Raw genomic sequence first — 7,151 nt, forward strand, 5'->3', positions numbered from 1 at the left:
CTCCCATCGCAGTAATTACTCTGCTATCATTGCGAACAAGTCCTAAACTTACCAATTCATTGGTGAAATATTCTGTTTCAGATTTTGAAACATCGTACCCGACTTTTTCTGAAATCCTTTTTATAATGTAATCATCTTTATACTTAGGTCCATCTTCTCCTTCATAAGCAACAATGATACTAATGATTTTCTGTCCTTGCCAAAATCTAAAGTCATCTAAGATGTGTATCTGTACATCGTTCAATTCATCAAGAAGCTTGACGTATTTGAAAATCATATCCATTTCAGGTTGTGGGTCAATAAGCTGTTTTACCAAGATGTTTCGAAAGCGTTCTAGCTTATATTCAGACTTCGTGTTTTGAACCTTGGTGAATATCATCTCGACAATATCAACAAAGTCCTCACTTTTAAAATTTGACTCATCAATTTCTTCATCAGTGAGCTCTTCAAGTGCTGTTTTTACATTCTCAGAGAATTTTAGAACTCTTTGCTGCTTCAGATTGTTTCTGAAATTTAGAAATTCGTCAATAACATGTCCTCCAGGTAAAAAACCCAGAACTATTCTTTGAAATGATTCTGTAGCACTTAATGCTATTTCTCCTGCTTTGGTTTTATCCATAACTATAAAGTTACTAAATCCTTCAGCTCAACTCTCAATGCTCTAGCAATATCCCGAAGGCGAGTAATGGAGCTATTAGCACTTCCTGCTTCTATTTTTAAGACCACCAATCTTGATACTCCAATATCCTGTGCAAATTCCTCTTGGGTTCTACCCATGTCTTTTCTAAGGTCCCTAATTTTTTCGCCTAAACGCGATAAGTAAATGTGGTTTTCCATCTCATTAAATGTTATAACATTCTTTACGCTTAAAACAACAAAACGTTTCTATTGTTAGTAAATATAATCAAAAATGTATCAATTTTGAAACATATTGAAATTTTTAGCGTATAATAAATTGTCGACAGGAAAGGTTCTTGTCAACAAGTCAACTTTCTACCTAAAAAATTAAGGTTAGACAAAGTGGCGGAGGAAATGTGAAGAGTACCAAACGAAAGTCGGTTGGTCGGATTGTTTAACCTTAATTTTTTATTATTATGAAAACTTCATCAAAAAGGGATATTACTTGTCCTAAATGTAACACGACCCTAAGTGTCGATGAATTACTTATCAATCAATTTGCACAATCAGTTCGTGATGACCTGGAAACTGAACTCAAAGTGCGGGAAGAAAAACTCAACCAAGAGAAGAAGCATTATGCCAAACTTCAGATTGAACTTTCTCAAGAAAAAGAAGATGTGGACCAGTTGATTCAGCAAAAAGTAAAAGCTCAATTGCTTTCACGAGAAGAGTCGATTCGAGAATCTATCCGAAAGGAAATTCAGGAAGAAAAATCCTTACAACTTAAAGAACTGGAAAATGAGCTTAATGCAAAAAGTGCACAACTTGTAGAGCATAATCAGTTGAAGTCCAAAATGGCTCGTCTCAGTCGTGAATTTGAAGAGAAAGAAGCAGCAATTCATCTCAAGATGGAGCAGCAGTTAACTGAGCGCCTTCAGAATGCAAAAACTTCTATGAAAGAAGAATTACAGGTTGCGAGCTTCCTACAGTTAAAAGAGAAACAAACCATAATTGACCAGCTTAAAGAAAAGCTAGAAGATGCTCAACGAAGAGCTTCTCAAGGCTCGATGCAACTCCAAGGTGAAGCTCATGAATTGGTCCTTGAAGATATATTGAGAGAGGCTCATCCAACAGACACATTAGATGAGATAAAAAAGGGGCAAAAAGGGGCGGATTGTTTACAGGTAGTCCGCACTAGTAAAGGTGAAACTGTAGGGCAAATCATTTACGAAGCGAAAAACACTAAGGCTTGGAGTCCAGCCTTTACCAAAAAATTACGCCAAGATAACTTGGTAGCAAAGGCAGATTTGATGGTCATTGTGACAAAGACAATGCCCAAGGAAGCTGAAGGAAAGTATGCATTAATCGATGGCGTTTGGATAACCACGCTGACCAATGTGAGGGACCTTTCTCTTTTGCTAAGATATGGTCTGCTCAAAACGCACTCAATTGTTGTAACCCAAACTAACAAAAAGGACAAGATGAGCTTGCTCTATGGGTACTTAACTTCTGCAGACTTCAAAGCAACTTTTGAATCCATACTTGAAGGATTCAAACAACTTCAAGATTCTCATATCGATGAACAATTGAAGATGCAACTTCTCTGGAAGCGCAGAGCAAAACACCTAGAGCAGGTTCTAATGAGTACAGTTGATTTTTATGGAAGTATAAAGGCAATTGGCGGAGAAATAGTTGGAGATATTCCAATGCTCGAATTCAAACAAGCAAGTTAACCATAAATGCAAATGTTTAATCCCCACATGATATGCAAAGTACATAGGTGTTTTTCATAAACAGTGTATTGCTGTACGCTCATGTTTAGACAAGGGGAATCTCATTTGAAATTCCCCTTTTGCTTTTAGTCAAATTACCAATCAAAAAATAGTGTATGAACAACTATGAAATATTTCAGCTATTGCTTTTCCTTGACTTACAAAGTCAAAGGGATTTTGAGACCATAAAAGAGGCTCTAGCAATCGTCCACTCAACAGAAATCAAGAGTGAAAAAAAATATGGCTTAATCCTGAACTTATTCAGGAACGCAGCACTCCTGGACAATGAATTTGTTAAGTCAATGCCACAGGAATTAAGAGAATCAATCATTTCAGAATATATCAGAAAAGCAGAGAAAAAATCAAGAAATCATGGAAACAAAAAAAGACAAATACGGACTGGAAAGTCATGATAGGCGGTTCGGAACCGAAGAGAAGTGCAGGCAATACATCATAGACCATAAATGGAAAGGTGTACCAACCTGTGAACATTGCAAAAACCAATATATGAACTACTTCATTACAACTCGAAATATTTGGAAGTGCTCAGCTTGCAAGAAGCAATTTAGACTCACAACAAATACAATATTCATGTCTTCAAATCTGAAGTTGAGAATATGGTTTAGAGCGATTTACTTCTTCGTAACAAATAAGAGAGGTCTTAGCAGTTGTCAGCTAGCTAAACTTCTTGAAGTTGAGCAGAGAACAGCTTGGTTTATGCTTCATAGACTCAGAAAAGTTATAACTGATGACGATAATACTATTCTAAATGGGATTGTTGAGGTTGATGAGAAATACATCAGTCCAGACATCCGAAGGGATACAAGACTTCAAAGGAAAAAGAAGAAGCACGAAGAAGCACAAGAAGCAATTCATGGTCTGAGCCAAAGGAAACGAAGAAGACTTCGTGGTTATCCACTAGAAAGTGGAGGGCAAAAAGGACCAAGAAGAAAATCAAGTGAAATTCCTAAGAAGGTGCCTTACTATCAACCCAAGATACTCTTGGGGATGGCTGAGCGAAAAGGAAAAGTTATAATTGAAGTACTAGGAAAAGGTGAAAAACATAGAACCAAAAAGAACATCTTTCCAATCTTGCGCAGACACATTGATAGCACTTCTTTCATCTACACAGATGAAGCCAATTTATATGATGGCATTGAAAGTGATTTCTCTGGCAGAGAATCAGTAAACCATAAAGAGAAAGAATTTGTGCGGGGTGACGTTCACACTAATACAGTAGATGGTATCTGGGGGCACTGGGAACGCTTCGTATTTGGAACAATTTTCCACATGGATATTCACCACCTAAAACGTTATGCCAAAGAACATCAGTTCCGCTAGAATATTCGTGGTATTTCAGAGCTTGAAAAAGTGGATACTTTCTTGGACGGCTTATATGGTAAGCGCCTCAGATATAATGACCTTATTATTAACCCTAAAATCGCAGCGTGATGGAAGTATTTAGATTAGTTGATATTCTTCATTTTTTGAGGAATCAAAGAGTTGTTGGCTTTCAAGGAGCTAATGTAATTGTGGAACTTTTTGAAAGTAAAAAGAGCAGAGGATTCAGAAAGAGAATGAAGGTTTTATCTGCACTACACAATTGTAATTTGTTTGAAATAGGTCATCCTGGTACTAATTTCACTCCTGATACAATTGATGGAAGAGAAATTGATGTAGATTCCTCTATGCATGAAAAAATGCAAGTTTCGAATGTACGCTACCAAATTTTTGATTGTTATATCAGAAATGGAGGATTGAGGGTTGATGTGATTTTGAATTAAAATGATAATTTTGAGTGAATCAAAACACTATTCATTATGGCTGAAACACTATTTATTACAACAAAGATTGAACATTACTCAAACTGGGGACCTTACAAAACAATGGAATTGTCGATTGACTTTGAAAGTATAAGGTCATCAATAAATAGCGAATATAAGGGCAAGTTCATTGCTGAAGGAGAACCAAGTTTCTCAGTGACAGAAACCCATTATTTTGTGACATTTAAAGTTCGAAACGCTAATGATGAGGACACGAATAAAGATGGTCCTTTACCAATAGGCTACTCTGCTACACAACTCAAGATATAGTTTTGACAGTCTCTTGAAATTTAATACCATCTGTAAACCCGTTTAAGTATTCTCTATACTTGTTGATGATTGCAAGTGCAAGAGCTGCATCTTCTTTATTTTTTGATAGATTAATATCCTGCCATCCAGCGCAAAATATTGGCTTACCATTTAATTCAATGGTAATTTTACAATTTTCGTATCTATTATTCTCCATATTAAGAAGATAAATAAGGAAAAGAGGAAATTCAAGAGAAAAATAAAATAACAGAAAAAAATATGCTTAGTGAATTCATTTTTGGAAAAAATCTAATCGAAATCACATTCGAGGACCTGCAAAATTTCTTCCATGAAGAACAAGAAGAATCATCACTTTTGGAATTTAAATCTGGTGGTGTATCTATTGATGATGTCTATAAAGAGGTTTGTGCTTTTCTAAACACTGAAGGTGGTATTCTTATTATTGGAACACCAAGAGAAGCAAAAAAGAAGCCAACCTCAAAAACAGAAGTAACTATTTGCCAAGGAGAATTAACACCTTCAAACTTTAGAGGTAAAGATTGGCTTATGACCAAAATTGTAAGTAACATTTCTCCGTCTCCAACTAATATCAAAATTCAAGAATTCCATTCTAAAGAAGGAAGCTATTTTATTGTTGAGGTACCACAAAGTTTCACACCTCCGCATCAAAGTAATGAAGATGGTAGATACTATATTCGATTGGAACGCGAAGCTAAACCCGCGCCTCATGGTGTTGTGGAAGCATTGTTTTTTAGAAGGCAAAAACCTAAGTTGAATCTAACGTTCAATTTTGAAATAATAAATGATGAAAAGATTAATTGCAAGATGTCAATTAGTAACATTTCTCCTTATCCTACAGAGAAAGTATCATACACGGTACAAATAATTGGAATTGCAGCAGTTCATCCAGTATATGAAGTTGATACGTCTCACACTCATGGAAATATGTACTCATTAGGCTATACATCTAATCAGGTCCTTTGGAAAGGATTATTTATAAACCCAAAATTTTATATCACACATAATAGAAAGCCTTTTTACATTACAATAATGGCATGGAGTAGAAATGCCGAATTAATAACAATGGTTGGGATATTTGACCCAATTAAAATGCAGTTTGTTGAACAAGAAAATGATGCTTCAGAAGTCAAAAAAGGTGATAAATATTATAGAGACAAAGTATAGATTTTTTCAAGTACAATGCACCTGCCACCAGTAGTTGCTTACAAATGTAAATTGCTTTTCTAATAGAAAATCTTCTGTAGGTATATGTTCTATTTTAATTGTAGTATCACCTGTTTCATCTTTACCAAGTATCTTTTCGATGTTTTCATAAATCCCAATACTTGGAGACGATGGACCTGGTAGCGCAATCGCACATTGCATCTTTCCAGACTTTGTAATTAAATCAAATATAATTAAATAACAGCGTAATTCTTTTGGTTCACGAATAATATTAAACCCATATAAGTCATCTGAAAAATCATACTTAAACCAAAAAACACCTGGAAGAATTTTCTTCTCAGGATTCATCAATTGTTCCCGAACTTTAGTCATCCCACCATTTAGCATCATACCATAACCTAATTCGCTAAATGCATATAAATACGCAGCTCTTAAAAGACCTAATTCAGCTCTTCGCAAATCTGCTTTAACAAGAGGAGAAAACTCCAGCTTAGCACCACTTATTTCCATAGCCCCATTTTTTAAATCTTCAATAAACTTCTTGCTTTGAATAGGGTGAGAGTTTTCTGTAAGTAAATTGAATACCACTCCTTTTTCGGTCATAGAAAATGTACCATTAACTTTATTTCCCCCTAAAGTAAACCTTGCTCTTACTTCTGAATTAACCTTCCACATATTGTCCAATTGAAGTTGATTTGCTAGGTGTGCATCTATTTTATGTCCAGCTTCGCTATTGCATTTGCGGCAGGTAAGTGTTCTAACTTTTCCTCCAAGAGACTTCGGAGGAACGTCTTCTAATGTTAAGGGATTTTCAAAAGTATTATCTAAAGCTTCTTCAGGAAAGGAACAAAAACATAATGGACAAACATATCCATCTGTGATTTTTTTTCCATCCTCACTTACCAATTCGATACGTGGATATTCTAGGAACCACTTTAAGTTTTGTGAGAAAATATTGAAGAGTTTCTTTTTCTTTTGATAGGGTTTCATAAGAAATTAATTTGTCTCTAATTTAACTATCTTCATCAATAGTCTCTTTATTAGATTCCTCCAGTTCGTCTTGTGATACTAGGTTGTCTTCTTCAAGCCTCTGCTCTTCGATGCATTCCTTCAAAATACCTCTTACATATTCTCTTATTTTTGACTCATTCATAACTCACATTTATGAATAAATAGTTCTGAAAAACGAAACAAATTTTTTTGAAGAGTTTTCAACTAAAACGATTCCAATTAATTATTCCTTCCTAATTTTAAATGAATGGAAGACATTGATAACCATAATATTCAAATATTAAAAATCTTAGAATATTTAAGAGATAAAAAAATAGTTCTTACACTGAACGAGCACCTTTTTTTATGTCTACTAATCTATCTATGGACATAGATTTTCTTAAAGGGATGCTCAATATATTGGAACAGAATGGAATTGTTCAAAGAGCAAATGCGCTTGATTCAAATAGTTTTTCTGACCTTGATATTGAAT

The 7,151-nt window shown here is 34.9% G+C and carries 11 protein-coding genes and 1 pseudogene; 7 read left to right on the forward strand and 5 right to left on the reverse strand.

Going from position 1 to position 7,151, the window contains the following annotated elements; translation table 11 throughout:
- Together Q1V93_RS19225 and Q1V93_RS19230 are read right to left on the reverse strand one after the other, a co-directional pair.
- Nucleotides 1-619: hypothetical protein (locus Q1V93_RS19225; protein WP_300667090.1), on the reverse strand; the 619-nt coding region annotated here is incomplete at its 3' end.
- Nucleotides 620-621: 2 nt separating this feature from the next.
- Nucleotides 622-837 (reverse strand): helix-turn-helix transcriptional regulator, encoded by a 216-nt coding sequence (locus Q1V93_RS19230; RefSeq protein ID WP_300667092.1) that lies wholly within the window; start codon nucleotides 835-837, stop codon nucleotides 622-624.
- 257 nt (nucleotides 838-1,094) lie between these two features.
- Between Q1V93_RS19230 and Q1V93_RS19235 the strand changes: the two genes are divergently transcribed.
- The 5 genes from Q1V93_RS19235 to Q1V93_RS19255 all read left to right on the forward strand — a co-directional run bounded on the left by Q1V93_RS19235 (nucleotide 1,095) and on the right by Q1V93_RS19255 (nucleotide 4,483).
- On the forward strand, nucleotides 1,095-2,351 hold the full coding sequence (locus Q1V93_RS19235) for a DUF2130 domain-containing protein (protein ID WP_300667094.1): 1,257 nt from the start codon (nucleotides 1,095-1,097) through the stop codon (nucleotides 2,349-2,351).
- Nucleotides 2,352-2,506: 155 nt separating this feature from the next.
- On the forward strand, nucleotides 2,507-2,803 hold the full coding sequence (locus Q1V93_RS19240) for a hypothetical protein (RefSeq protein ID WP_300667096.1): 297 nt from the start codon (nucleotides 2,507-2,509) through the stop codon (nucleotides 2,801-2,803).
- Nucleotides 2,763-3,731 (forward strand): IS1595 family transposase, encoded by a 969-nt coding sequence (locus Q1V93_RS19245; RefSeq protein ID WP_300667098.1) that lies wholly within the window; start codon nucleotides 2,763-2,765, stop codon nucleotides 3,729-3,731. Before Q1V93_RS19240 ends, Q1V93_RS19245 begins: the two co-directional genes overlap by 41 nt.
- 110 nt (nucleotides 3,732-3,841) lie before the next feature.
- The gene (locus Q1V93_RS19250) at nucleotides 3,842-4,174 is read left to right on the forward strand and encodes a hypothetical protein (RefSeq protein ID WP_300667100.1); all 333 of its coding nucleotides are present in this window, start codon (nucleotides 3,842-3,844) and stop codon (nucleotides 4,172-4,174) included.
- Nucleotides 4,175-4,210: 36 nt separating this feature from the next.
- The gene (locus Q1V93_RS19255) at nucleotides 4,211-4,483 is read left to right on the forward strand and encodes a hypothetical protein (RefSeq protein WP_300667101.1); all 273 of its coding nucleotides are present in this window, start codon (nucleotides 4,211-4,213) and stop codon (nucleotides 4,481-4,483) included.
- Here Q1V93_RS19255 and Q1V93_RS19260 read toward each other — a convergent pair.
- Complete coding sequence (locus Q1V93_RS19260; protein WP_300667103.1) at nucleotides 4,473-4,679, reverse strand: hypothetical protein; 207 nt, start codon at nucleotides 4,677-4,679, stop codon at nucleotides 4,473-4,475. The genes Q1V93_RS19255 and Q1V93_RS19260 overlap by 11 nt on opposite strands.
- A 62-nt stretch (nucleotides 4,680-4,741) precedes the next feature.
- On the opposite strand from Q1V93_RS19260, the gene Q1V93_RS19265 reads away from it, so the two are divergent.
- Both Q1V93_RS19265 and Q1V93_RS19445 read left to right on the forward strand, forming a co-directional pair.
- A complete protein-coding gene (locus tag Q1V93_RS19265) occupies nucleotides 4,742-5,668 on the forward strand; it encodes an ATP-binding protein (RefSeq protein ID WP_300667105.1) in 927 nt (308 codons plus the stop codon).
- Nucleotides 5,669-5,702: 34 nt separating this feature from the next.
- Nucleotides 5,703-5,819 carry a YSIRK-type signal peptide-containing protein gene (locus tag Q1V93_RS19445; RefSeq protein ID WP_367183845.1) on the forward strand — a complete coding sequence of 39 codons (117 nt, stop codon included), beginning with the start codon at nucleotides 5,703-5,705 and terminating at the stop codon, nucleotides 5,817-5,819.
- A gap of 548 nt (nucleotides 5,820-6,367) precedes the next feature.
- On the opposite strand, the pseudogene Q1V93_RS19450 reads toward Q1V93_RS19445, so the two are convergent.
- Both Q1V93_RS19450 and Q1V93_RS19275 read right to left on the reverse strand, forming a co-directional pair.
- Nucleotides 6,368-6,658, reverse strand: a pseudogene (locus Q1V93_RS19450) (HNH endonuclease); the annotation flags it as partial.
- A 22-nt stretch (nucleotides 6,659-6,680) separates the two neighbouring features.
- Complete coding sequence (locus Q1V93_RS19275) at nucleotides 6,681-6,821, reverse strand: hypothetical protein (protein WP_300667109.1); 141 nt, start codon at nucleotides 6,819-6,821, stop codon at nucleotides 6,681-6,683.
- Nucleotides 6,822-7,151 lie beyond the last annotated feature (330 nt).

Origin of the sequence: Fluviicola sp., from assembly GCF_030151805.1 — a bacterium.
Classification (GTDB): Bacteria; Bacteroidota; Bacteroidia; order Flavobacteriales_D; family Crocinitomicaceae; genus Fluviicola.

What these genes read in the sequence shown, in the direction of transcription:
- Q1V93_RS19240 (WP_300667096.1), top strand. Translation starts at nt 2,507, where the DNA reads ATGAACAACTATGAAATATTTCAGCTATTGCTTTTCCTTGACTTACAA.
- Q1V93_RS19275 (WP_300667109.1), bottom strand. Translation starts at nt 6,821, where the DNA reads ATGAATGAGTCAAAAATAAGAGAATATGTAAGAGGTATTTTGAAGGAA.
- Q1V93_RS19235 (WP_300667094.1), top strand. Translation starts at nt 1,095, where the DNA reads ATGAAAACTTCATCAAAAAGGGATATTACTTGTCCTAAATGTAACACG.
- Q1V93_RS19265 (WP_300667105.1), top strand. Translation starts at nt 4,742, where the DNA reads ATGCTTAGTGAATTCATTTTTGGAAAAAATCTAATCGAAATCACATTC.
- Q1V93_RS19250 (WP_300667100.1), top strand. Translation starts at nt 3,842, where the DNA reads ATGGAAGTATTTAGATTAGTTGATATTCTTCATTTTTTGAGGAATCAA.
- Q1V93_RS19255 (WP_300667101.1), top strand. Translation starts at nt 4,211, where the DNA reads ATGGCTGAAACACTATTTATTACAACAAAGATTGAACATTACTCAAAC.
- Q1V93_RS19260 (WP_300667103.1), bottom strand. Translation starts at nt 4,679, where the DNA reads ATGGAGAATAATAGATACGAAAATTGTAAAATTACCATTGAATTAAAT.
- Q1V93_RS19245 (WP_300667098.1), top strand. Translation starts at nt 2,763, where the DNA reads ATGGAAACAAAAAAAGACAAATACGGACTGGAAAGTCATGATAGGCGG.
- Q1V93_RS19230 (WP_300667092.1), bottom strand. Translation starts at nt 837, where the DNA reads ATGGAAAACCACATTTACTTATCGCGTTTAGGCGAAAAAATTAGGGAC.